The sequence below is a fragment of the Methylophilus sp. 42 genome, from assembly GCF_000384155.1.
Classification (GTDB): domain Bacteria; phylum Pseudomonadota; class Gammaproteobacteria; order Burkholderiales; family Methylophilaceae; genus Methylophilus.
In genome coordinates this window covers 670,497-695,479 of sequence record NZ_KB913031.1, presented here as the reverse complement: position 1 = coordinate 695,479, position 24,983 = coordinate 670,497, and the positions used below count along the sequence as shown (strand labels likewise).

General features: G+C 50.6%; 25 protein-coding genes. 13 read left to right on the top strand and 12 right to left on the bottom strand.

Annotated features, from left to right (window positions below; translation table 11 throughout):
* Positions 1-17 precede the first annotated feature (17 nt).
* Positions 18-464 carry a DUF721 domain-containing protein gene (locus tag MET42_RS0103370; protein ID WP_019881364.1) on the top strand — a complete coding sequence of 149 codons (447 nt, stop codon included), beginning with the start codon at positions 18-20 and terminating at the stop codon, positions 462-464.
* 163 nt (positions 465-627) lie between these two features.
* The gene (locus MET42_RS0103365; protein WP_019881363.1) at positions 628-2,658 is read left to right on the top strand and encodes a sodium-translocating pyrophosphatase; all 2,031 of its coding nucleotides are present in this window, start codon (positions 628-630) and stop codon (positions 2,656-2,658) included.
* Positions 2,659-2,723: 65 nt separating this feature from the next.
* Here MET42_RS0103365 and ppa read toward each other — a convergent pair whose 3' ends face one another.
* The 4 genes from ppa to gap (MET42_RS0103345) all read right to left on the bottom strand — a co-directional run bounded on the left by ppa (position 2,724) and on the right by gap (MET42_RS0103345) (position 5,747).
* Positions 2,724-3,272 carry an inorganic diphosphatase gene (ppa, locus tag MET42_RS0103360; protein WP_019881361.1) on the bottom strand — a complete coding sequence of 183 codons (549 nt, stop codon included), beginning with the start codon at positions 3,270-3,272 and terminating at the stop codon, positions 2,724-2,726.
* 71 nt (positions 3,273-3,343) lie between these two features.
* The gene (locus MET42_RS0103355) at positions 3,344-3,640 is read right to left on the bottom strand and encodes a YkvA family protein (RefSeq protein WP_019881360.1); all 297 of its coding nucleotides are present in this window, start codon (positions 3,638-3,640) and stop codon (positions 3,344-3,346) included.
* A 43-nt stretch (positions 3,641-3,683) separates the two neighbouring features.
* Complete coding sequence (locus MET42_RS0103350) at positions 3,684-4,583, bottom strand: phosphoribosylaminoimidazolesuccinocarboxamide synthase (protein ID WP_019881359.1); 900 nt, start codon at positions 4,581-4,583, stop codon at positions 3,684-3,686.
* A 102-nt stretch (positions 4,584-4,685) separates the two neighbouring features.
* The gene (gene gap, locus MET42_RS0103345) at positions 4,686-5,747 is read right to left on the bottom strand and encodes a type I glyceraldehyde-3-phosphate dehydrogenase (RefSeq protein WP_019881358.1); all 1,062 of its coding nucleotides are present in this window, start codon (positions 5,745-5,747) and stop codon (positions 4,686-4,688) included.
* A 145-nt stretch (positions 5,748-5,892) separates the two neighbouring features.
* Here gap (MET42_RS0103345) and MET42_RS0103340 point away from each other — a divergent pair, with 145 nt between their 5' ends.
* The gene (locus tag MET42_RS0103340) at positions 5,893-6,882 is read left to right on the top strand and encodes a sensor domain-containing diguanylate cyclase (RefSeq protein ID WP_019881357.1); all 990 of its coding nucleotides are present in this window, start codon (positions 5,893-5,895) and stop codon (positions 6,880-6,882) included.
* A 39-nt stretch (positions 6,883-6,921) separates the two neighbouring features.
* On the opposite strand, the gene MET42_RS0103335 is transcribed toward MET42_RS0103340, so the two are convergent.
* Entirely contained in the window at positions 6,922-8,115 is a 1,194-nt protein-coding gene (locus MET42_RS0103335; RefSeq protein WP_019881356.1) for a phosphoglycerate kinase, read from the bottom strand.
* A 99-nt stretch (positions 8,116-8,214) separates the two neighbouring features.
* Entirely contained in the window at positions 8,215-9,216 is a 1,002-nt protein-coding gene (gene gap, locus MET42_RS0103330) for a type I glyceraldehyde-3-phosphate dehydrogenase (protein ID WP_019881355.1), read from the bottom strand.
* Between the two features lie 163 nt (positions 9,217-9,379).
* Between gap (MET42_RS0103330) and msrA the strand changes: the two genes are divergently transcribed.
* The gene (gene msrA / locus MET42_RS0103325; protein WP_019881354.1) at positions 9,380-9,895 is read left to right on the top strand and encodes a peptide-methionine (S)-S-oxide reductase MsrA; all 516 of its coding nucleotides are present in this window, start codon (positions 9,380-9,382) and stop codon (positions 9,893-9,895) included.
* A gap of 1 nt (position 9,896) precedes the next feature.
* On the opposite strand, the gene MET42_RS0103320 is transcribed toward msrA, so the two are convergent.
* Positions 9,897-10,445: an RNA pyrophosphohydrolase gene (locus tag MET42_RS0103320; RefSeq protein ID WP_019881353.1), complete on the bottom strand. Its 549-nt coding sequence runs from the start codon at positions 10,443-10,445 to the stop codon at positions 9,897-9,899.
* Positions 10,446-10,596: 151 nt separating this feature from the next.
* On the bottom strand, positions 10,597-11,319 hold the full coding sequence (locus tag MET42_RS0103315) for a hypothetical protein (RefSeq protein WP_019881352.1): 723 nt from the start codon (positions 11,317-11,319) through the stop codon (positions 10,597-10,599).
* Between the two features lie 229 nt (positions 11,320-11,548).
* Between MET42_RS0103315 and MET42_RS0103310 the strand changes: the two genes are divergently transcribed.
* The 8 genes from MET42_RS0103310 to folE2 all read left to right on the top strand — a co-directional run bounded on the left by MET42_RS0103310 (position 11,549) and on the right by folE2 (position 18,998).
* A complete protein-coding gene (locus tag MET42_RS0103310) occupies positions 11,549-12,535 on the top strand; it encodes a beta-propeller fold lactonase family protein (RefSeq protein ID WP_019881351.1) in 987 nt (328 codons plus the stop codon).
* A gap of 157 nt (positions 12,536-12,692) precedes the next feature.
* Positions 12,693-13,238: an SRPBCC family protein gene (locus MET42_RS0103305; RefSeq protein WP_019881350.1), complete on the top strand. Its 546-nt coding sequence runs from the start codon at positions 12,693-12,695 to the stop codon at positions 13,236-13,238.
* Between the two features lie 422 nt (positions 13,239-13,660).
* Positions 13,661-14,044: a prepilin-type N-terminal cleavage/methylation domain-containing protein gene (locus tag MET42_RS15015; RefSeq protein ID WP_369751511.1), complete on the top strand. Its 384-nt coding sequence runs from the start codon at positions 13,661-13,663 to the stop codon at positions 14,042-14,044.
* Between the two features lie 350 nt (positions 14,045-14,394).
* Positions 14,395-15,048: an alpha/beta hydrolase gene (locus MET42_RS0103295; protein ID WP_019881347.1), complete on the top strand. Its 654-nt coding sequence runs from the start codon at positions 14,395-14,397 to the stop codon at positions 15,046-15,048.
* A gap of 83 nt (positions 15,049-15,131) precedes the next feature.
* Positions 15,132-15,377 carry an exodeoxyribonuclease VII small subunit gene (gene xseB / locus MET42_RS0103290; RefSeq protein WP_019881346.1) on the top strand — a complete coding sequence of 82 codons (246 nt, stop codon included), beginning with the start codon at positions 15,132-15,134 and terminating at the stop codon, positions 15,375-15,377.
* A gap of 27 nt (positions 15,378-15,404) precedes the next feature.
* On the top strand, positions 15,405-16,295 hold the full coding sequence (locus MET42_RS0103285; RefSeq protein WP_019881345.1) for a polyprenyl synthetase family protein: 891 nt from the start codon (positions 15,405-15,407) through the stop codon (positions 16,293-16,295).
* A gap of 2 nt (positions 16,296-16,297) precedes the next feature.
* The gene (gene dxs, locus MET42_RS0103280) at positions 16,298-18,142 is read left to right on the top strand and encodes a 1-deoxy-D-xylulose-5-phosphate synthase (RefSeq protein ID WP_019881344.1); all 1,845 of its coding nucleotides are present in this window, start codon (positions 16,298-16,300) and stop codon (positions 18,140-18,142) included.
* A 49-nt stretch (positions 18,143-18,191) separates the two neighbouring features.
* Complete coding sequence (gene folE2 / locus MET42_RS0103275) at positions 18,192-18,998, top strand: GTP cyclohydrolase FolE2 (protein WP_019881342.1); 807 nt, start codon at positions 18,192-18,194, stop codon at positions 18,996-18,998.
* A gap of 65 nt (positions 18,999-19,063) precedes the next feature.
* Here folE2 and MET42_RS0103270 read toward each other — a convergent pair whose 3' ends face one another.
* The gene (locus MET42_RS0103270) at positions 19,064-20,236 is read right to left on the bottom strand and encodes an MFS transporter (RefSeq protein ID WP_019881341.1); all 1,173 of its coding nucleotides are present in this window, start codon (positions 20,234-20,236) and stop codon (positions 19,064-19,066) included.
* A gap of 57 nt (positions 20,237-20,293) precedes the next feature.
* Positions 20,294-21,385: a chorismate synthase gene (gene aroC, locus MET42_RS0103265; RefSeq protein WP_019881340.1), complete on the bottom strand. Its 1,092-nt coding sequence runs from the start codon at positions 21,383-21,385 to the stop codon at positions 20,294-20,296.
* A 120-nt stretch (positions 21,386-21,505) separates the two neighbouring features.
* Between aroC and corA the strand changes: the two genes are divergently transcribed.
* Positions 21,506-22,597, top strand: coding sequence for a magnesium/cobalt transporter CorA (gene corA, locus MET42_RS0103260; protein WP_019881339.1), 1,092 nt, complete (start codon positions 21,506-21,508; stop codon positions 22,595-22,597).
* A gap of 4 nt (positions 22,598-22,601) precedes the next feature.
* Here corA and MET42_RS0103255 read toward each other — a convergent pair whose 3' ends face one another.
* Together MET42_RS0103255 and dnaJ are read right to left on the bottom strand one after the other, a co-directional pair.
* A complete protein-coding gene (locus tag MET42_RS0103255; protein WP_019881336.1) occupies positions 22,602-23,393 on the bottom strand; it encodes a ParA family protein in 792 nt (263 codons plus the stop codon).
* A 456-nt stretch (positions 23,394-23,849) separates the two neighbouring features.
* Positions 23,850-24,974 carry a molecular chaperone DnaJ gene (gene dnaJ, locus MET42_RS0103250; protein WP_019881335.1) on the bottom strand — a complete coding sequence of 375 codons (1,125 nt, stop codon included), beginning with the start codon at positions 24,972-24,974 and terminating at the stop codon, positions 23,850-23,852.
* Positions 24,975-24,983 lie beyond the last annotated feature (9 nt).

Below are 24,983 nucleotides of genomic sequence, written 5' to 3'. Positions count from 1 at the left end.
TCTGTGGACAATCCGCCATGTTCAAAATCAATCAGATTTTCAAGCATCATCACGATCTCAAGCCGCTGTTACAAGAAGCGGATGATAGGCAGCAATTACAGCAATGCTGGTCAGCAGTTGCCCCGGAATTCTCCAGGTTTTCGCATGTACTGGCGCTACATGATGGTGCACTGACGATTGCCGTACAATCAGGCGCAGCGGCCAGCAGAATCAAGTTAATGGAAACCCAACTCCTGCAAAAAATCCGGGATTTCTGTCAAAATTCCAGGAAAATCAAAGGCTTAAACCTTAACGCAATTAAGGTCAAAGTGCAAGTAAAATCTCGCCCGCAAAGCAAGCATAAACGCATCAAAGCCCCTTCAAATCAGGCTTTAAACACACTCGAAGCCTATGCTAACGAAGCCAACAATCCGGCGCTGGAAGCTGCTTTACGCCACTTTATTGACCAGCAACGTGACGACTGAGTGACGCTTTTTCCGCCCTCAAAATAGCCCTGAAAACGCGCTTGTAGACGCACTTTAATAGTGCAATAATGGCCCAACCTGTTACATTTTATTTACAAATTAAGTAGCAGGGGTTTAAGCAGTCATTACGTTTAACGCAGTTTCATCAGGAACAGGAGAAGTCATGTCAGTCGCATTAATGTTAGCGCTCGGTGCTGCAGTGTTGGCGGTGCTCTATGGCGTAGTAATGAGTCAATGGATTTCAGGGTTACCCGCAGGCAATGCCCGCATGCAGGAAATTGCCGGGGCCATTCAACAAGGCGCAGCCGCCTATTTATCCCGGCAATATAAAGCCATCGCACTGGTCGGCATCATACTGGCTATATTGATCGGCTTATTTTTAAGCCTGCAAACCGCTATCGGTTTTTTAGTCGGTGCGATCTTATCAGGCGCTTGCGGCTTTATTGGCATGAATGTGTCGGTCAAAGCCAATGTGCGCACAGCCCAGGCAGCCACCCATGGCATAGGTGCAGCACTGGATGTGGCCTTTAAAGGCGGTGCGATTACTGGCATGCTGGTGGTCGGCTTGGGCCTGCTGGGCGTCGCTGGCTTTTACATTTACCTAGGGGCAGAGCAGGCGACTGACCTCAACCCACTCATCGGCCTGGCTTTTGGCTCTTCGTTAATTTCCATTTTTGCACGACTGGGTGGCGGTATTTTCACCAAAGGCGCAGATGTCGGCGCTGACCTAGTGGGCAAGGTCGAGGCCGGTATCCCGGAAGATGACCCGCGCAATCCGGCCGTGATTGCTGATAACGTCGGTGACAATGTGGGTGACTGTGCTGGCATGGCCGCCGACTTGTTTGAAACCTATGCCGTGACGCTGATCGCCACCATGGTTCTCGGCGGTCTGATGGCCGCAGAAGCAGGTGCCAATGGTGTCATTTACCCCTTGCTGTTAGGTGCGGTCTCCATCGTCGCCTCCATTATTGGCTGCTTCTTCGTCAAAGCTTCACCTGGCATGAAAAACGTGATGCCTGCGCTGTACAAAGGCCTGGCCGTCGCTGGCTTGCTGTCACTTATCGCTTTTTACTTTGTCACGCAATATGTGTTTCCGCAAGGCTACACCCATGGCGAAGTGACCGTCTCCAGCCAGGCATTATTTGGCGCGTGCGCGGTAGGTTTAGTCTTAACTGCTGCCCTGGTATGGATCACCGAATACTATACCGGCACCGATTACGCGCCAGTGAAACACGTGGCACAAGCCTCAACCACCGGCCACGCCACCAATATCATCGCAGGCATAGGCGTGTCCATGAAGTCGACTGCTCTACCGGTCATTTCGGTCTGTATCGCTATCTATGTAGCATTTCACCTGGCCGGTCTTTATGGCGTAGCGATTGCTGCCATGGCTATGTTGAGCATGGCAGGCATTGTGGTCGCGCTGGATGCATATGGCCCGATTACCGATAATGCTGGCGGCATCGCCGAGATGGCCGAGTTACCCAGTAGCGTGCGCGATGTCACTGACCCATTGGATGCTGTGGGCAATACCACCAAAGCCGTGACCAAAGGCTATGCCATTGGCTCAGCTGGGCTGGCTTCATTGGTGCTGTTTGCCGATTACACACACAAACTGGAAAGCGCAGGCATTACCGCCAGCTTTGATTTAAGCGACCCGAAAGTCATTATTGGCCTGTTTCTTGGCGGCCTGATTCCCTTCCTGTTTGCCGCCATGGCGATGGAAGCCGTTGGTCGTGCCGCAGGCAGCGTGGTTGAAGAAGTGCGCCGCCAGTTCCGCGAAATCAAAGGCATTATGGAGGGTACGGCCAAACCGGAATATGGCAAAGCAGTGGATATGCTGACCAGCGCGGCGATCAAAGAAATGATGCTGCCTTCATTGCTCCCCGTCGCTGCGCCCATCCTGGTAGGATTATTTCTGGGCCCGGTCGCACTAGGTGGCTTGCTTATGGGCACGATTGTCACTGGCCTGTTTGTCGCGATTTCGATGTGTACTGGCGGTGGCGCCTGGGACAACGCCAAGAAGTATATTGAGGACGGCCATCATGGCGGCAAAGGCTCTGACGCACATAAGGCTGCCGTCACAGGTGACACCGTCGGCGACCCTTACAAGGACACGGCTGGCCCGGCAGTCAACCCATTAATCAAGATTATCAATATCGTGGCACTGTTGATTGTCCCACTGCTTCATTAACAGAAGCTGCGCTTCAGCAAATAAAAAAGTCGGCCTAGGCCGACTTTTTTGATGCATCGCTCACATTAAAACGCTGGCTTCACTTCTGCTTCGTTATAACGTACCACACCATCATTAATTTCCTGATGTGCATCTTCAATGCCGACCCAACCTTCGATCTTCACCCATTTACCTTTGTCCAGGTCTTTATAGTGCTCAAAGAAGTGGGCAATCATGTCCAAACGCCAAGGCGAAACATCGCTCAATGTTTTCTGGTAAGCATACAGGCCGCATACTTTTTCAATCGGCACGGCTAGCACTTTGGCATCACCACCGGCTTCGTCGGTCATTTTCAACATGCCTAAAGCACGGCAACGTACAACGACGCCTGGCAATAATGGCACTGGCGTAATCACCAGCACATCCACCGGGTCTCCATCATCGCCCAGCGTGTGTGGAATATAGCCGTAGTTACATGGATATTGCATGGATGTACCCATGAAACGATCCACAAACAGCGCACCACTTTCCTTATCTACTTCGTATTTAACCGGGTCGCCGTTAGCCGGAATTTCGATAATGACGTTAAAGTCGTGGGGCAAATCCTTGCCGCTTGGCACCAAATTCAAAGACATCTTCTCAAACCCATTTCAACAAAAAAGCGCCATTATAGGCGAATAATATGAACATTTGCTGTCAAACAGCACTATTTTTGATCCGGCACAAGCGGCACAGAATCGCGACACGCCTGCCGCACCGCGACTGGCGTCAACTTGAGTGCCAGGTAAAGCAATAATGGAATAATCACTAACTCATCCAACTGACCGATCACCGGAATAAAGTCCGGAATCAGGTCAAACGGTAACACCAGATAAGCCAACGCCAGCCATAACAAGCCTTTGGCCAACTTGGGCGTCTGCGGATGCGCATGCAGTGCGCGGTAAAACGCAACCTCCTGCTTGAACCGGCTGGCGAGTGTCGCCAATTGTGCGCGAAAGCCCATAGTTGCAGTGAGTAATGGTGACAGTAATTAATAGTTGCCGTGATTAATCGACCAGCAAGGTACGCCCGGTCAATTTGGCAAACGCTTCCATATATTTATCAGAAGTACGTTGCGCTACCTCTGCCGGCAACTCAGGGCCGGGTGCGACTTTGTCCCAGCCGCAGCCCTCCAGCCAGTCACGCACATACTGCTTGTCAAAGCTGGGCGGGTTACTACCAATCTGGTATTGGTCCGCTGGCCAGAAACGGGAAGAATCCGGCGTTAAGGCTTCATCCATCACATGCAACACGCCATGCGCGTCGACGCCGAATTCAAATTTGGTGTCCGCAATGATAATACCCTTGGTGCGTGCATATTCCGCCGCACGTGTGTACAAGGCAATGGCGGCTTTTTCCACCTGTGCCGTCAGGTCTTTGCCTATCAGCGCTTCCACCTGGGCGACACTGATGTTTTCATCGTGCTCGCCAACTGCGGCCTTGCTTGAAGGCGTGAATAGCGGTTTAGGTAATTGTTGCGCCAATTGCAGACCGGCTGGTAAAGGAATGTCGCAGACAGTGCCCTTGGCTTTGTACTCTTTCCAGCCACTACCGACCAGGTAGCCACGCACAATCGCCTCCAGCGGCAAGGCTTTGAGTTTCTTCACCACCACGGCACGACCTTTTACCTGCTCGACTTCATCCGGCGTGACCACAGACTCAGGCGCAATGCCAGTCAAATGGTTAGGCACCACATCCTGCAATTGCTCAAACCAGAAATTAGCCATTTGCGTCAGCATGGCCCCTTTGTGCGCAATGCCGGTGGGCAAAATCACATCAAAAGCACTTAAACGATCAGTGCTCACCAGCAGCATGGTGTGGGCGTCGATATCGTAAATATCACGCACCTTGCCCTGGTGCAGTTTTTTCAGGCTTTTGATGGAGGTTTCGAGCAAAGGCGCACGCATAATGTCTATCACACAAGTAAAAATAGCATTATAAATGCGCGACGCCGTTGCAGGCGAGTAAATTGTCTATCAGCGCCAAACTGCCCAATTCCACACTCAGGATCAAGCGGCCTCGGCCACCTCTTCTTCCGCCGCGGGCAAATCTGTCATCGACAATTTTGCATAGCTCACGTAGCGGGTTAACCGTAACAAATTGCAGGTATAGCCATATTCATTGTCATACCAGCCGATCAATTTGACGAAGGTCGGATCCAGCATGATGCCAGCCCCCGCATCGAACACACTGGCGGCCGGGAAGCCGCGGAAGTCGCTGGAAACCACGGGCTCTTCGGTATAGCCAAGCACACCTTTCAAATCACGCTCCGAGGCATATTTCATGACGGCGCAAATGTCTTCGTAAGTGGTTTTTTGTTGCAACTCCACGGTTAAATCGACCACAGACACATCGGCCGATGGAATCCGCATGGACATGCCAGTGAGTTTCTTATTGAGCGCCGGAATCACTTTACCCACCGCTTTGGCAGCCCCGGTGCTTGAAGGAATAATGTTTTCAAATACGCCGCGTCCGCCGCGCCAGTCTTTGTTGGAGGTACCATCCACCGTTTTCTGCGTAGCGGTCGCCGCATGGATGGTCGTCATCAAGCCACGCTTGACACCAAAATGGTCATGCAACACCTTGACGATAGGCGCCAGCCCATTGGTCGTACAAGAAGCCGCCGAGACGATATCTTCGCCATGATAATGATAGTGATTGACGCCGTAGACATACATGGGCGTATCGTCTTTGCCGGGGGCTGACTGCACCACAATGCGCGCGCCACCGGCAATATGTGCCGCGCAAGTTTCTTGGGTCAGGAAAACGCCAGTGCATTCGATCACCACATCGACCGCTTCTGCTCCCCAATCGATATCTGCCGGTTTGGTATGCGCGGTGAGGCGTATTTTCTTGCCATTAATGACCAGAAAGTCGCCCTCTAAATGTGCATCCTGTGCCAGCCTGCCGTGCACGGAGTCATATTTGAGCATATACAACATATGGTCGGGTTCTTCGATACCATTAATGGCCACGACCTCCATATCCTTGAACTCTGCCTGATTTAATGCGGCGCGCAGCACCATACGACCGATGCGACCAAAACCATTAATTCCCACCCTAATGCCCATTTTTGACTCCTTCGTCACTGGATAGGGGGAAATAAGCAATTTTGATGCTAATTTTCAACAATTAGCATTAGACAGGCGCGAAAGCCTTGAATAGAATAGAGTTGAATCTTTTGAATGTTGCAAGCAACTGGCCATCGGATATTTTGTGAACATCGCAGAACAATTACTGAGTGGTATCCTGGACACATTACCCCTGCAAATCGCAGTGATTGATGAGACCAGCAGCATTATTTACGTGAATCAGGCCTGGCGAAAATTCGGGCTACTCTACGGCCTGGACCTGGAAACTGACTGGTTTGGCATTGCTTACCTGGATCTATGTCGCGCCAATGAAGATACTAACCAGCCCTTGTTACTAGACGGTATCGAGCGCGTACTCAGCGGCTCAATCGAGCACTTCACGACTGACTATTTGTGTCACACGCCGACCCAGGAACCTACCTGGTTGACACTCAACCTGCAACCCATGCAAACCACGCTGGCGGACGGCAAGTTATTTTTACTGTCACTGACCAACATCACCCACCACAAGCAGACTGAAGACCGCATCTCAGCCCTCACCTTAACTGACCCGCTTACCGGGCTGGCCAATCGCCGTCGCCTGGAACAATTCATGCGTGACGAATGGTCGCGCGCCATCCGCCATCAGTCCAGCCTCAGTGTAATGATGGTCGATGCCGACCACTTCAAACAACTCAATGACAGCATGGGACATGGCGCGGGGGATGATTGCCTGCGCCAATTGGCGGGCATATTGAAACGTTACAGTAACCGCCCGGGGGACTTGGCCGCGCGTTACGGCGGGGAAGAGTTTGTCTTGGTGCTGGGGCAAACCACACAGCAGGAAGCCGCTAAAATTGCCGAGCGCATCCGGCAGAAAGTCATGGCGCTAGATATCCGCTTCGCCGGTCATCGCCTGATGACCGTGAGCATCGGCGTTGCCTCACTGGGCCTTCAGCAATCGCAGTCACACAAAGAGCAGCATGCGCGCAACCAGTGGCTTAACTTCAGCGAAGACGGCAACTTGCTCATTGAGCAGGCCGACAAGGCTTTATATGTGGCCAAAAAACAGGGCCGCAACCGCGTTGAAGTCTACGATAAACACCATAGACTGACGGTCCCGCTCTCCGTTTAACCAACAACGTAGCGCGCAGACCGTCACCAGGCTTGAAGATTAAGCTGCGCGTTCTTCGAGGATAGCCACCGCTGGCAAGGTTTTACCCTCCAGAAACTCCAGAAATGCGCCACCAGCCGTAGAAATATAAGACACTTTGTCATAAATATCATACTTCTGGATCGCAGCAATGGTGTCGCCACCACCCGCCAGCGTAAAGGCCTTGGTTTCGGCAATCGCCTTGGCAATCGTTTTGGTGCCTTCACCAAACTGGTCAAACTCAAATACACCCACCGGGCCGTTCCAAACCACGGTACCCGCTTTCATGATGATATCGACCAGTTCAGCCGCAGATTGCGCGCCAATATCAAAAATCATTTCGTCGGCAGCCACGTCGGTTGCTGGCTTTTTCACAGCGGGTTCATTGGCATCAAATTGCTTGCCCACCACTACATCTTTGGCAATCGGCACACAGGCGCCGCGCGCTTCCATTTTGCCCATCAGGCATTTCGCGGTTTCAATCAGGTCATTCTCGCATAACGATTTGCCCACTTCCTGGCCTGAGGCCTTAAGAAAGGTATTGGCGATACCGCCACCAACCACCAACTGATCTACCTTATCAGACAAGCTTTCGAGCACGGTCAACTTGGTCGAGACTTTGGAGCCGCCGACAATTGCCACCAGTGGACGTGCAGGCGCTAGCAAGGCTTTGCTCAACGCATCCAGTTCTTGTGTCAATAAAATACCGGCACAAGCCACTGGTGCAAACTTGGCGATACCATGCGTAGAAGCTTCGGCACGGTGTGCAGTGCCAAAGGCATCCATCACAAACACATCGCACAACGCGGCGTATTTCTTGGCCAGTTCATCGTTGTTTTTCTTTTCACCCACATTGAAGCGACAGTTTTCCAGCAAAATCAGCTGGCCATCTTGCGTGGTGAGACTGTCTTCAGGCGCGTTTGGCGCCAGCCAGTTTTTGACCAGGCGCACCGGCTGCCCCAATAACTTACTCATCACATCGGCTACCGGCTGCAATGAATTCTCTTCACTGTACACACCTTCTTCCGGGCGACCCAAATGCGAAGTCACCATCACTTTGGCGCCTGCCTTTAAGGCAAACTCAATGGTAGGCATGCTGGCCACAATTCTGGCATCACTGGTCACCACGCCGTCTTTTACCGGCACATTGAGGTCGGCACGGATAAACACACGCTTGCCACGCAAGTCGAGGTCGGTCATTTTGATGAATTTCATGAAGGTCTCCCTTGAGCGGTCGCCGCCGCTTGAATATAAACTGGTAAGGATAAAAATATCAGTGACAAAAGCAAACGGGGCATAAAGCCCCGTGCATGATTAAGCAATGTGTTGAACCAGGCGCAGCAGGTTACAGGTATAACCGTATTCGTTGTCGTACCAGCCAACGACCTTGACAAAAGTCGGGTCCAGCATAATACCTGCATCGGCATCAAACACGCTGGCGGCTGCACTGCTGCGGAAGTCACTGGAAACCACTTTTTCGTTGGTAAATTCCAGCACACCTTTTAACTCACCGTCGGCCGCTTTTTGCATGGCCGCGCAAATCGCTTCATAGGTTGTTTCGTTATTCAGTTCTACGGTCAAATCCACCACAGACACATCGGCTGAAGGGACGCGCATGGCCATACCGGTCAGTTTTTTGTTGAGGGAAGGAATCACTTTACCCACCGCCTTGGCAGCGCCAGTACTGGAAGGAATAATGTTTTCAAACACGCTGCGGCCACCGCGCCAATCTTTTTTGGAGGTGCCATCTACCGTCAATTGTGAGGCTGTCGCGGCATGAATAGTGGTCATCAAGCCACGTTTGATACCAAAGGTGTCATGCAATACTTTTGCCAATGGTGCCAGGCCATTGGTGGTACAAGACGCGGCAGAAATAATCGCCTGGCCTGCATATTCGTTATGGTTTACGCCAAACACAAACATAGGCGTGTCATCTTTACCTGGCGCTGATTGCACCACTTTTTTCGCACCGCCACTAATGTGCGGATGGCAGTTGTCCTGTGTCAGGAACGCGCCGGTAGATTCGATGATGATATCTGCACCACCAATACGCCAGTCAATCTTGCTAGGGTCACGTTCTGCGGTCAAATGAATGCGTTTGCCATTTACCACCAGTGCACCATTATCAGTTTCTACCTTGGCATTAAAACGGCCATGGACCGAGTCATACTTGAGCAAATACATCATGTATTCAACATCATATGAACTATTAATCGCTACCACTTCGATGTTGCTGAACTCTTGCTGCTCAATTGCCGCGCGTAACGCCATACGGCCAATTCGTCCAAACCCGTTAATGCCTACCTTGACTGACATATGCTCCCCAACATTGCTTAGAACTAAAACTCAGTATTTTAACCTAAACCACCTATACTGGACAGATTGTAAGTATTTGATTTGATACACGACAAAGCATAAAAATCATTCAAACACGGCTTCATGTCTGCATGAAGCATCCAACTGATAGAAAGAGAACCTGATGCAAGACACCATTATTCTCGCTGGCGGCTGTTTTTGGGGCATGCAAGACCTGTTCCGACGCCTGCCCGGCGTCATTTCCACACACGTTGGCTATACTGGCGGCGACATTGCCCATGCCACCTACCGCAATCATGGCAACCATGCAGAGGCCATAGAGGTGGAGTTTGATGCATCACTGATCAGCCTGCGGCAGTTACTGGCATTCTTTTTCCAGATTCACGACCCGACCACCTTGAACCGCCAGGGCAATGATTTGGGACCGTCTTACCGCTCGGCCATTTATTATGCCAATGCGGCACAAAAAGCCGAGGCAGAACAACTGATCGCCGACATGAATGCCACGCAGATCTGGCCCGGGAAGGTCGTCACAGAAGTCACACCTGCCAGCGACTTTTGGCTGGCCGAGCCTGAGCACCAGGATTATTTAGTCAAATATCCCACCGGCTATACCTGCCATGGTTTGCGGCCGGAGTGGATTTTGCCACAAGACCGCACAGCGGCCGTGTGGCTATAGATTATTCAGGGGTGACGGTGGGTGGCAACTTGTTTGCCGCGGCAGGCTTGCGTGGCTTGCCGCCGGGACGTCGGCCATAATGGTGCAAAAAGGTCGCCAGTTCGTTAAGCGCTAATTGATAAACCTCGCGCTTGAACTCAATCACATCTTCAAGTGGCACCCAGTATTCACTCCAGCGCCAGGCATCAAACTCGGGGTGCTCAGTCGCACGTAACGAAACATCAGAGTCGCGGCCGGTCAGGCGTAATAAAAACCAGATTTGTTTTTGACCTTTATAACTGCCGCGCCACTCACGTTTTATCCAGCTGGTCGGTACTTCATAGCGCAGCCAGTCACGGGTACGGCCCAGAATTTTGACGTGCTCAGGCTTGAGGCCTACCTCTTCCATCAGCTCACGATACATCGCTTGTTCCGGCGTTTCACCATATTTGATGCCGCCTTGCGGAAACTGCCACGCATGCTCTCTGATACGCTTGCCCCAAAACACCTGGTTATGTGCATTGCAAAGCACAATCCCAACGTTCGGACGGTATCCATCACGATCTAACATAAAAAACTGCCTTCAATATTTCCTGCAATTTTTTCACACTTTGCCCTTTAATGAAAGGACAACCATCATGCGCCTGCCATAAAACCATGCCTGCTTTACGCAAAAAAAAAGCTCACAGGCTGTGAGCTTTTTTACTTCAATCCTGAAATACTCAGGATTTCATACGGCGCGCAGCCAAACCACCCACGACCAACAGGCCAGCAAACATCATGGCAGACTTATCTGCTTCTGGCACTGGAATCACGGTCATGTTTACAAAAGTGTAATCAGACTGGTTATCACATTGTTTGCAATGTGAATCAGGATAGCCTTTGACTGCAGTGAACACAATGCTGTCTACAGAGCGGAAACCAAACGGATTATTCAACTGCCAGGCACCTGTACCGCCATCAACAGCACCACTACCAATGGACACGACTGAGCCTTCGCCAGTCCAGGCGGCAGTGTGTACACCAGTGGCTGTCAAATAATAAACGCCAGTGCCGCCATCAGCAAAACTGACCAGCATTTTTGCCACTTCTTTCACATCGTTATACTCTGGACCATCAAACAACAATGCCAGGTTAATAGAGGACACAATCACTTCTTTAGAGAATGTACCCGTCAATGTTTCACCGATATCAATTTCACCATCTGTTCTACCGCCGGCAATGCCAACACCGGTAATGCCAGCTTGCGATTTTTGCTTGAATGCACTGCTACCAGCAAAAGTCGCAGTGGTACCATCAGCAAATGTAGTGACATAGCTAGATTGCCCGTTCACGAAATTGGAACCTACCACGGTGCCCGTAGTCAAGGCAGAGGCAGATTGCGCGGTTGCCAGTAGCGACATCGACAGCAGCAACTTAAGGCCAGCATAAAATATTTTTTTCATTGTGACTTCCTTATAGATTAAACAATTTAGGATTAAAAAATTCTTTGCTATTTTAAGTCAGCGGACTGAATGTATAAAATAGTCCGTTAGGGTCAAAGGCGAATATTTTGTTTATTTTCATACATTTACAAATAAAATGCCAAATTCCCACAATGTATTTATGGTCATATAATTAATACGTCTGTCAACCCGATACACTCACAACCGTTTTATCTTTATGCACCTGCCAATGACACACACCTCTCACGCACCCAAACAACATCGGCTGCACCAACAGTGCAGTAGCCTGCTCTTGCTATTCGTGTGGAGCGCACTCAGTCACGCAGGTAATTTAGCCTACATCACCAACCAGGGCAGTGACACAGTATCGGTAGTCGACACGCAAAAAAAACAGGTCATACAGACGATAGACGTTGGTAAAGCGCCAGTGGGCGTGGCGATTGCGGCAAAGCAGCAGCGCGTTTACATCAGCAATGCCAATAGCCAAAGCGTCTCCATCATTAATAGCCATACCCAGCAAAAGGTGCAAGACATCCCGGTGCCAGTACAAGCCGTTGGCATCACACTCAGCCGAGATGAACGCACCTTATATGTGGCCGACTGGGGTGGCGAACAGGTGATTGCCATGGACACCGCGCATCCTGAAAAACAAAAAGCCTTCAAGGCGGGCAAGACACCTTCAGGCATGCTGGTCAGCGCAGACAACAAAAAATTGTTTATTGCCAACCGCGATAGCAACGACATTACCGTTGTCGACACCAATACGCTGAAAACGCTGGCGCAAATCCCGGTCGGCTTGCACCCGTTCGCTTTAACGCTCAGTCCTGATGGACGCACACTGTTCGTCGTCAATGTGGTCAGCAACACACTCACCTTGCTGAATGTGGATACCTATCAATCAAGCACAGTCAAAACCGGGCAACACCCTTATGGCGTGGCCATTAGCCCGGACAGTCGCTGGGCCTATGTCAGCAACAATCATGCAGAAAGCGTTTCGGTGATTGATTTAAACACAGGCAAAACCGTGAAAACGGTTACCGTCGGCGAGTTCCCGGAAGGGATTGAGTATGACAAAGCGACCAATCAAATCGTCGTTGCCAATTGGGGATCAGACACCGTTTCAATGATTGACGCTCAGACAAATACCGTCACGCACACCATTGCCAGCCCCAAACTATGCCGGTCATTTGGACAATTTATACTTCAGGCCAAATAAAATTTGTTTTTTTCACAGGATGCCCCATGAATTAGTCGCAAAGAAGCTTTTTTTTAGGTAAAGTCACGGGTTGTTTTTGAAACTCCAAGACTGCCTACTTTTATCAAGTACCGCTTACTTTTAGTTTTGAAAGTCTGTAAATATCAGGAGAAATGTAATGAAAAAAATTCTAGGCATTATTGCTGTTTCTTTATTGCCGCTGATCCCTCTGACTGCTGGCGCACACGGTGCGGCTGCGTTACGTTTTGAAAAAACCGTCACCATCAAAGCAGCACCGGCAAAAGTCTGGGCATTGTTCAAAGACTTTGGCAATGTACAAGCTTGGCACGCAGGCGTTGAATCAACCACCGTAGAGCAGAAAAAAGATGAAAACGGTGATGACGCCACTTATCGCACCGTTAAACTGAAAAACGGCGGCGTGATGTACGAAAAACTGCGCTCTGCCGACGACGCTGGCATGCGCTTGAAGTATGAATACGTGATTGAAAAAAGCACCTTGCAAGTGTCTAACTTTTACCCAAGCATCACTGTGACCGGCAGCGGCAACGAAGCAGTGGTAACGGTTAAAGGCAGCTACACACGTGCCGACTCTTCAAACATCCCAAAACCTGAACAAAATGACGACGCTGCAACCAAAGCAGTTAACGATTATTTTGATGCTGGTCTGGAAAGCCTGAAAAAGGTCGCCGAATCGGGAAAGTAATTAGCCAGGGTTCTGGTAAGCGCACGCAAGGCAACAGTAAACCCTGGTGGAAGTTCTGGTAAGTCTTACGTTGTAAACAACAGTTTTTGCAAATGCAGTGTTTGGTCAAAAGCTAAACACTGACACCAAATAAAGGGATTGTGTACCACACAATCCCTTTTTTGCATCTAAGCCCCCCCCCACTTTCCTCCTGACCAAAAACATCACTTGTATTGCCAAAGATTGGCGATAGCTGCCACTTTACGTCATCTTTTATTTTGCCCGCCTAGCCAAAAGATCTTGAATTCAATTCGAAAAAATAAAGCATAAAAACCCTTTAATTCATATTTTTCAATATGTTACAGACCAAAGTAAAGAGCTGGCACAGCTGTTGCTTTAGGGTTTAGCGAACACTGTTGGAAAAGCAGTGAATGAAACAGTAGATGTTCACTTTAAACTTGACTCAAAAGGAAAACATGATGAAAAAACACGTACAACAAGGTTTTACCCTGATTGAATTGATGATCGTTGTGGCCATTATCGGTATTTTGGCTTCTGTAGCGATTCCGGCTTATCAAGATTACACACGCGAAGCTGCAGACTCGGCATGTTTGGCCGAAGCAAGTGCATATGCAAAAAGTTCGCTGGCTGCCCTCACTGTTGGTCGCACAGTAAATGACCACAGACCATCAGCATGCAATGCGATTACGACGCCAACAGCTGCAACCACAACATTCACCCCTGTTCCAGCTAGAAATGCTGGTACAGGCAGAGTAATTACATGTGATATGTCTCAAGGTGCAACATGCACCAGAGCTGCGTCTTAACAAATCCAAAGAAATAAACGAAAGCCCGTAAATCGGTGCTTTCGTTTATTCAGACTCAGCAAGAATCGAGCGTAAGCTCAAAATATACCTTCAAAACAGTTCGCGTTTATTCTGGCTTATTTAAGCTAGCAATTCTTGCGCGTTAATTCCTAATCGCTGAGCAAAGTCGAACTTAAACTCTCAGCGTTTGCCAGCCCCCTAATATCGACATCACCATCTGTACTCCTGTAATGTTAATTGAGTAGAGGCTTAAGTAACGTTATAAAAACTTGCAGGCATAGCTAAGTTAATTCTTAAATATTAATTAAAATAAGCACTTTATTATTCGATTGAAAATTTAAGCCCAAGCCATGTTAAGTAACGTTGTTATTAATTCAGAAAGCCATAACAAGGCATGCATCATCTGGCTCCACGGCCTAGGCGCTGACGGCCATGACTTTGAGCCCGTGGTTCAAATGCTCAACCTGCCATATATCAAATTTATCCTGCCGCATGCGCCTTATCGTCCGGTGACATTGAACAACGGTTACGAGATGCGTGCCTGGTATGACATTTTTGGGTTGCAGTCAGAAAGCACTCAAGATGAAGTTGGCATCAACAATATGCAGGCGACAATTAATGCCATGATTGAAGCAGAGATTGCACGTGGCATCCCTTCGCAACGTATTTTACTGGCGGGGTTTTCACAGGGTGGCGCAATGGCTTTGCACACAGCAACGCGCTTCGATCAACCCCTAGCTGGCGTATTAGCGCTATCTACTTATTTGCCCTTAAAAAATCAGCTTAAAGAAAAACAGCATCTCGCCAACAAGCCGTTGCCGATCTGGATGGCACATGGACGACAAGACAGTGTCATTACACTGGCGACTGCGCAATCGTCGCGGCAAACGCTAGAGGCTGCGGGTTATGCGGTGGAATGGCACGAATACGACATGCCGCACAGTGTATGTGAAGAAGAAATCAACGATATTCGCCAATTTCTGCTGCGCGTTTTACCTGCCTGATCTATCCTTCGTACACATGAGAATAATCCCGCAAGCTTGGGGAGTTTTGTTAAAATAGCTGGCGTTTTCACAGGCTAATTTTCATGAGTGCTTCCAAAAAGTCACCGTCTACGGTGAATGATCAACAAACTTTTGCTGAGCGACTGGCAGCATTGGAGTCCATCGTTAAAAGTATGGAGTCTGGCGAACTGCCACTGGAAGCCGCATTAACGGCTTACACTGAGGGCATGCAATTATTGCAAGTGTGCCAGGAATCACTGCAGCAAGCCGAACAAACCGTGCTGATCTTGAACCAGCAGCAACAGCTGACTCCTTTTGAGGCCAATTAACGCGCCTGCTTTCTTTTGTCTTTAGTCATGACTCAGCCTCCATTTGTTTTTGATCATTGGGCCAGCGCACATCAGCAACGTGTTGAAGAGGTATTGTCACGCACGTTACCCAGTGAGAGCACGTTACCTGGCCGCCTGCATGAGGCCATGCGTTATGCGGTGCTGGGCGGGGGCAAGCGTGTGCGCGCCTTGTTAAGTTATGCTGCGGCAGAACTGGCTGGGGCGACACCCAACGCGGCAGATGCCGCCGCCGCCGCAGTGGAACTGATCCACGCCTTTTCTCTAGTGCATGATGATATGCCGTGCATGGACGATGACGACCTGCGCCGCGGCAAGCCCAGCTGCCACAAACAATATGACGATGCGACCGCCTTACTGGTGGGCGATGCGTTACAAAGCCAGGCCTTTGAATGCCTGGCCAGCACCAGTGCGCCGCAAGCTTTAAAACAAGTGCAGGTATTGGCAACAGCGACCGGTTCACGCGGCATGTGTGGCGGCCAAAGCATAGACTTGCAGAGCACAGGCAAATTGCTGTCACGTGAGGCATTGCAAACAATGCACCAGTACAAAACGGGCGCCCTGATTGAAGCGGCAGCATTACTGGGTGCTTATGCAGCGGACCACACGCATCAGCAACTCATCACGGCCTTAGAGCAATATAGTCAGCATATGGGGCTGGCATTCCAGGTGGTCGATGATATTCTCGACGCCACCGCAGATACACAGACACTGGGCAAAACCGCAGGCAAAGATGCTTTACAGGAAAAATCGACCTACGTCAGCCTGCTTGGTTTGGAAGAGGCGAAAGCGCTGGTAAACACCCTGTACGCGCAAACATTGCAGTTACTGGCGAGCTTCGGCCCGCAGGCAGACCCGCTACGCGGCATTGCCAAATTTATTTGTGAGCGCCCATTTTAATCATGACTTCGCTGCTGTCCCGCATTGACTCCCCTACCGACCTCCGCACGCTGGAGCGCTCGCAGCTCAAAGTGCTGGCGGCAGAACTACGCGCATTCCTGATTCAAAGCGTATCGCAAACGGGCGGCCATCTGGCCTCTAACCTGGGTGTGGTTGAACTCACCATCGCATTACATTACATCTACAACACGCCTGATGATCGCCTGGTGTGGGATGTCGGCCACCAAACCTACCCGCACAAAATTCTAACTGGCCGCCGCGAAGCCATGGCTAATTTGCGCAAAGCGGGAGGCATTGCCGGCTTCCCCAAGCGCGATGAGAGCGAATACGACACGTTTGGCACCGGCCATTCCAGCACCTCGATTTCAGCCGCGTTAGGCATGGCTGTTGCTGCCAAAGCACAAGGCTCGAATCGCCGCAGCGTGGCGATCATTGGCGATGGCGCCATGACGGCGGGCATGGCATTTGAAGCTTTGAATAATGCTGGCGACATGGATACCAATACTCTGGTAATCCTCAATGATAACGACATGAGCATCTCCAACAACGTCGGCGCGCTTAACAATTACCTTGCTCGCTTAATGTCCGGCAAACTGTATGACAGCGTGCGCCGCAGCGGCAAAAAAGTGCTGGATATCATGCCGCCGGTGAAGGAATTCGCGCGACGTGCCGAAGAACATGCCAAAGGCATGGTGACGCCAGGAACGCTATTTGAAGAATTCGGTTTCAACTATATTGGCCCGATTGACGGCCACGATATCGACACCCTGATCGATACGCTGGGTAATATCCGCCAGCTGCAAGGCCCCCAATTTTTGCATGTCGTGACACAAAAAGGCAAAGGCTACAGCCCGGCCGAAGCGAATCCGAACAAATACCATGGTGTGAGCAAGTTTGACCCGCAAAACGGGCATAGCCTAAGCCATAGTGAGCGACCAAGTTATACGCAAATATTCGGCGACTGGCTGGTCGACATGGCCGCAGCAGATGACAAACTGGTCGGCATCACGCCTGCCATGTGTGATGGTTCCGGCCTCAACCGCTTTGCTGACGCCTATCCACAACGCTATTTTGATGTGGGCATTGCCGAGCAGCATGCGCTGACATTTGCTGCGGGCATGGCCTGTGACGGCCTGAAGCCAGTGGTGGCGATTTACTCGACCTTTTTGCAACGCGCGTATGACCAATTGATTCATGATATCGCCTTGCAAGACCTGGACGTATTACTGGCAATTGACCGTGCTGGCCTGGTTGGCGCCGATGGCCCGACACATGCCGGCAGCTTTGATTTAAGCTTTTTACGCTGTATCCCCAATATCGTCATCATGGCGCCTAGCGATGAAAACGAGTGCCGCCAAATGCTGACGACTGGTTACCAGTATTCGGGCACCGCCGCCGTACGCTATCCACGCGGCAGTGGCATAGGCGCGAGTATTTCGCCAGCCTTAGAATCACTGCCTATCGGCAAAGCACACTTGGTGCGCCACGGTAAAAAAATCGCCATTCTGGCTTTTGGCAGCATGCTGCAACCAGTGCTACAAGCAGCAGAAGCTTTTGATGCCAGCGTAGTCAATATGCGTTTTATCAAACCGCTCGATGAAGCCATGGTGCTGGACATGGCGCGCACGCACGATTACCTGCTCACTGTGGAAGAAAATGCCGTGATGGGTGGCGCTGGCGCGGCCGTGATGGAATGTTTGCAAGCGCATGGCATAGCCAAACCGATACGCTGCCTCGGCTTGCCAGACCAATTCATCGAGCATGGCAGCCACGAAACTATGCTGGCCGAATGTGGTCTAGACAACAACGGTATCAAGTCTGCTATTGAGAAATTAATTTCCGAGTAGTAAACTCAACTATTAATTAACTGGCGGGAATGCCCGCGATGGAACCCTGATGAATCAACCCGTGATCCCCACAACGATCGAAGATGTACAGAATACGCCAGACGTGCGTAGACTGGATATCAACAAAGTCGGTATCAAATCTATTCGCCACCCGGTGATTGTCAAAGATAAATCTGGTGGTGAGCAACATACTGTGGCCCTGTTTGATATGTATGTGCATTTGCCACATAACTTCAAAGGCACGCATATGTCTCGCTTTGTCGAGATTTTGAACATGAATGAGCACGCCATTTCGATCGACTCATTCGAAACCATTTTGCGTCAAATGGTAGAACGACTGGAAGCTGAATCCGGTTATGTGGAAATGCGTTTCCCTTATTTCATCAACAAAGCCGCGCCGGTTTCCGGCGTCAAAAGCTTGCTGGATTATGATGTGACCTTTATTGGTGAGATCAAACAAGGTAATTTTGAAATCACCGTCAAAGTCATGGTGCCAGTCACCAGCCTGTGTCCATGCAGTAAAAAAATCTCCGACTATGGTGCACACAATCAGCGCTCGCATGTCACAGTGACGGCCCTCTTGAATGACTTTATGTGGCTGGAAGACCTGGTGACACTGATTGAAGATCAGGCCTCTTGCCAGCTGTATGGTTTGCTCAAACGCCCAGATGAAAAGTTTGTGACCGAGCGTGCTTATGACAATCCAAAATTCGTTGAAGATATGGTGCGCGACGTCGCGGCACAGCTTAATGATGAAAAACGCATTGTGAAATACGTGGTCGAATCAGAGAACTTTGAATCTATCCACAACCACAGCGCGTACGCTCTGATTGAGCGCGATAAACGCGTGAATTAATCGTCGCAGTAGAAATAAAAACAGCCCGCATGCGGGCTGTTTTACTTTGATCGGCTGTCATTGCATCAATGGCTAAACATGCCTTTACGGGCATAGGGTTGTGATAGATGCAAGCCAAGTGCCACAATAATGGCACCGAGTAGCGGAAACAAAGCCGCCAGTGTAAACGTCAGTTGTCCACCAAGGTACTGCAAGGCAAATCCTCCCAGCAAACCACCCAGCGCCCCGCCGATGCCATATGCCACACTGTTATAAATGGCCTGCCCTTTGGCCTGATGGCGGCCATTAAAATATTGCGTCACGACTTCTACCGATGCCGCGTGAAAACTGCCAAAAGTGAAGGCATGCATGGTTTGCGCCAGCAACAACAACCATAAGTTATCCGGCACCAGGCCCATCATGGTGAAACGCACCACACCGATGAGCAAGCTGGTCAGCAAAATGGTTTTGAGTTTAAAGTGTGTCATGATCCAAGGCATCTTGATAAAAATGCCAATTTCGCAAATTACACCCAGTCCCCATAACCAGCCTATCATGCCTTTGCTGTAGCCATGCTCAGCCAGATAGATAGAGTAAAAGTTGTACATCAGGCCATGCGCGGTCACCATCATGGCGCAACCCACCAGCAACGAAATCACGGCAGGCTGCTTCAATATTTGCCACACGGAGAAATCGTCATGCGCATGCGGCGGCACATGCGCTTCAGGCAACTTCCACGTCAGGCCGAACAAGGTGCATTGCACCAGTAAAATAAACCAGAGCAGGCTGCCAATACCAAACCAGTCAGTCAGATAGCCTAGCAACACCGAGGCAAAAATAAAGCCCCACGAGCCCCACAAGCGGATTTTGCTGTAATGGCCGTTAGTGCTGGCCAAATGCGCCAGTACCAGTGACTCTGACAATGGCAAGGTCGAGCTGGTAAACAAACTGAGGGCGATCATCACCACAAACATGGTGGTGAAATCATGTGCCCAGAAAATGGCGATAAATCCGAGCAAGCCAAGAAAGGCAGTAGTGCGTATCCAGCGCACACGCTGTCGCGTGTGATCCGCCAGCCAGCCCCACAAATTAGGCGCCACAATACGGCTCAGCTGGAACAAGGACATCAGAATGCCAATATCGGCCGGGGAAAAGGATTCTGCGGTCAGGTACAAGCCCCAGTAAGGGACAAACGCACCGACAAAGAAGTAATAGATAAAATAGAAACGCGAGAGATTAAAGTGTAAGGCGTGACTCATAACATACTCGCGCGTTGGTAAATATCGCCCAAGACTGTGCCTGGGCGTTGAAAGACATTACAGCGTCGGCACCTTGGAATGCACGTCTGCATTCTGACCACGGTTGCGCAAGGCATGATCCATCAGCACCAGCGCCAGCATAGCTTCCACGATAGGCGTCGCACGGATGCCGACACATGGGTCGTGGCGACCAGTAGTTTGCATCATCACCGCCTCACCTGCCTGGTTGATAGAATGACGCTGTTGCGGGATGCTGGACGTTGGCTTGAACGCGACATTGACGACAATGTCCTGACCACTGGAGATGCCACCCAAAATGCCACCGGCATGATTGGTAGCAAAGCCTTGCGGTGTCAGTTCATCGCTGTGCACGCTACCACGCTGGGCAACTGAAGCAAAACCAGCACCGATTTCTACACCTTTCACAGCGTTAATGCCCATCATGGCGTGTGCAATATCAGCATCCAGACGGTCAAATACAGGCTCGCCCAAGCCGACCGGCACTTTCTCGGCCACCACGGTAATCTGTGCACCCACTGAATCGCGCTCACTGCGGACCTGGTCCATATAGGCTTCCAGTTGCGGCAATATCTCGACATTGGGTGAAAAGAAGGCATTGCCTTCTTGCGCCAGTGCATCCCAGCTCACAAACGGAATCTTGATTTCGCCAATCTGGCTTAAGTAGCCACGAATCTCTACCCCGTATTGTTGCTTGAGCCATTTTTTGGCAATCGCACCAGCCGCCACGCGCACAGCAGTTTCACGCGCACTGGAGCGGCCACCACCACGGTAATCGCGGATGCCGTATTTTTGCGTGTAGGTATAATCCGCATGGCCGGGACGGAAGGTATCCATGATTTTGCTGTAATCTTGCGAACGCTGGTCAGTATTGCGGATCAACAAGCCAATTGGTGTGCCAGTCGTTTTACCTTCAAACACACCAGACAAAATTTCCACTTCGTCAGCTTCGGCGCGCTGGGTCACATGGCGCGACGTCCCCGGTTTGCGGCGGTCCAGGTCCACTTGCAAATCTGCCGCACTCAGCTCCAGCCCAGGTGGGCAACCATCGACAATGCCGCCAATGCCAGGGCCATGTGACTCGCCAAACGAGGTCAAGGTAAACAAGGTGCCGATGGTATTGCCAGACATGCGATTTTCCCACTGAATAATTTTCTTTATTTTAGCATAGACTGGCCAGCCACCTGTTCGCGGGTTGATTTCCAGCCGGTGAACGCTTATGCTGGAACGGCAATTTTACCTGGGATGACAATGGCAAAACGTAAACATACGCACCGCAAGCACAGACTGCTGGGCGCCGATAACCCGGCACTCATCGAGAATCCTGCAGGTCCGCCCTTACCTGCTGCCTGTATCCATAAAATTTGCTACAACGCGCAAGATATCCTGTCAGCCCAGCTCACCATGCAGGAGATCGTCAATTGGCAGCCACCCGCCGGGCATGTCGCCTGGATCAATGTGCATGGCGTACTTGATATTCCATTGTTACAAGCGGTCGCCCGCCGGTTCAAATTGCACCCGCTGGTACTGGATGATATTTTAAATACCGAGCAGCGGCCTAAACTCGACACCTATCCGGACTACCTGTTTCTGGAAACACGCCTGTTTTACTACGATGCAGAAAGCATGAGCGTCAGCTCCGAGCAAATCAGCATGGCTTTGGGACGTGAGTGGCTGCTCACTTTCCAGGAAAGACCTTCCGGCAGTTTTGAACCGGTGCGCGAACGCTTGCGCCAGGGCCAGGCATTATTGCGCCAGAGCGGCCCTGACTATTTATGCTACGCCCTGCTGGATAGCCTGATGGAACGTTACTTTCAGGTGCTGGAAGCCATTAATGAGGATGCCGAGCAACTTGAAAACCAATTACTGGATCGCCCCAGCCCAGAAGACTTGCAAAATATCCACCGTCTCAAACATGTCACGATACAGCTGCGGCGCGCGGTGTGGCCATTGCGTGAAGTACTGAATAGCCTGATTCGTAATGAACACGGATTTTTTAGTCCGCAAACGGTGCCTTATTTGCGTGACCTGTATGACCATACCGTGCATTTCACAGAATCACTGGAAGCGATTCGCGACACCTTAAGTGGCCTGATGGATATATACATGACCAGCCTCAGCCAGCGCGTGAATCTGGAGGTGCGTGCGCTGACCGTCGTCGCCATGCTGTTTATGCCTGCCACCCTGATTGCGGGAATTTTTGGCATGAACTTTAACGAAATGCCGTGGTTAAAAGACCCAGATGGCTTTTGGTGGGCAATATTGATGATGTTACTGATTGCGGTAGCGATGTTGCTGGTGTTCTGGCGACGGCAATGGCTGAGTAGCCGCCGGGATTCTTAGTCGCTTAAGCGGCCAGCAGCTCAGGGCGCGGCAATTGTTTGATCACATCCTGCAACTCGTAATACAACGCCATGTAATCTTGCGCGGCAGCACTATCGGCATCATACTCAAACACGTGTTGCCCCATGCGCGCACTCTCGGCCAATGCAGCATGCTCATGTATCTTGCTGATCAGCACCTCGCTGCCAAACAGGCGGCGCATTTCCTGCTCTACCTCAGTGGCCATCGCCTTGTGTTTATCGGCACGCGTGAGTAAATAGCGGCGCTGTACTTTGCGTTTTAATACCGGTTGTAAGGCATTCAGCGCCTTATCCATTTTGACGGCAGAATTGATAGACAGATAGTCAGTGGATACCGGCACCAGCACCAGGTCACTGGCAAACACCGCGCTCAGTGAAATCACGCCCACACACGGGCAACAATCCATGAACACTTCCAGCGCCGGTTGTGCGCCTTCGAGAACGCGCAAGCCTTGGCCCAGCCTGCCTAATGTCGCCGGGCCGCGACCAAACTGTGAATCGACCTTCATTAATTCAGAATTGGCCGGAATCAATTGCAGGCCATTACGTAAAGGCTGGCACAAGGTATCCAGCGGTGTCGCATCCTGATAAAACCTGAACAAGTGCTGCTGCAGATCGAGGCCAGTGTGCTTATACATCTCGGTGAGCCTGGCTTGCGGGTCCATATCCAGCAAGGCGACCTGACGCTTTTTACGATAACTGGCTGCGGCTAGATTAAGTGCAGTGGTGGTCGCACCCACTCCTGCTTTCTGATTAAAAATAGCAATTTTCAACATGATCAAGTTTGCTCGGCACGGTGTTAAACATCAAAATGTTGCAAGCGATGCATGTCATCATAAACGATGTTGACAGCAGAGACCACCCCGCTCGCGGCGAGCTTGTGCATGGAGAATGTGCAGGTAGAAAAAAAGAAACCCGCTAATGCGGGTTAAAAGGGGGTTTGGATCAGGAGGAAATCAATGCTAGTCGTTGAAGATCAACTAAACCAGCCATCAAACAAAACATTTTGTGTTTCGTTTAAAGATGAGTCCAGTATAGGGAGGAGTTATTGCAGTAATTTGACCAAGCTGTAACTGAATTGTAAAAGGCAAAATTCAATTGTTATTAAATTGTAACTTTAATAAAAACAACAACTTGCAGACACCGTTTAACGCAAAACGGTAAAAAAGAAGTGGCCGATAGTTTAGCAGGGTTTTACCCGCCAGACTATCGGCCACCCTGTGACAAATTGATTAACTGAAAAAGTCGCGCGCTTTATCTACCCAGCTTTTATTCTTGGGGCTGTGTTTGCCCGCATCAGCCTGGGTGCTGCTTTCAAATTCACGCAGCAGGTCTTTCTGTTTTTCTGTCAGACGCACCGGGGTTTCAACCACTACATGTACCATCAGGTCACCATGCTCACTGGAGCGCAATGGCTTGATACCTTTGCCGCGTAAACGGAACACGCTACCGGTTTGCGTTTCAGCCGGGATTTTCATCTTGGCTGCGCCATCCAGCGTCGGCACTTCAATTTCACCACCCAACGCTGCGGTGCTAAAACTGATCGGCATTTCGCAATGCAGGTTTGCGCCTTCGCGCTGGAAAATCGGATGTTCTTTGAGATGCACAACAACGTACAAATCACCGGTTGGTCCACCATTGACACCCGCCTCGCCTTCGCCACTGAGGCGGATACGATCGCCTTCATCGACACCGGCCGGGATTTTAACGTTCAAGGTTTTGTTTTGTTTCACACGGCCGCCGCCATGACAGGTTGGGCAAGGCTCTTTCACCATTTTGCCGGTGCCATGACATTTAGGGCAAGTTTGCTGCACAGAGAAGAAACCCTGCTGCATGCGCACCTGGCCATGACCATTACACGTGGTACACGTAACAGGTGACGTACCAGGACGCGCACCCGAGCCATGACAGGTTTCGCAGCTGGTTTGCACCGGGATACGAATCTTGGTTTCGGTGCCTTTGGCGGCATCTTCGAGTGAAATTTCCAGGTTGTAACGCAAGTCAGCGCCACGATACACGTTAGAACGCTGATTACGCGCACCGCCGAAAATATCACCAAAAATATCGCCGAATGCGTCACTGAAATTGCCGGAGTTAAAGCCTCCAAAACCACCACCCATACTAGGGTCAACCCCGGCGTGGCCATACTGGTCATAGGCGGCACGCTTCTGGTCGTCGCTCAGAACCTCATAAGCTTCTTTGGCTTCTTTAAAGCTTTCTTCGGCTTTCGGGTTATCCGGGTTGCGGTCAGGGTGAAACTTCATGGCCAGCTTCTTAAAGGCTTTTTTAATTTCCTCTTCGCTGGCGTCACGGTTTACACCTAACACTTCGTAATAATCTTTTTTTGCGGCTGCCATAGTTTTTCC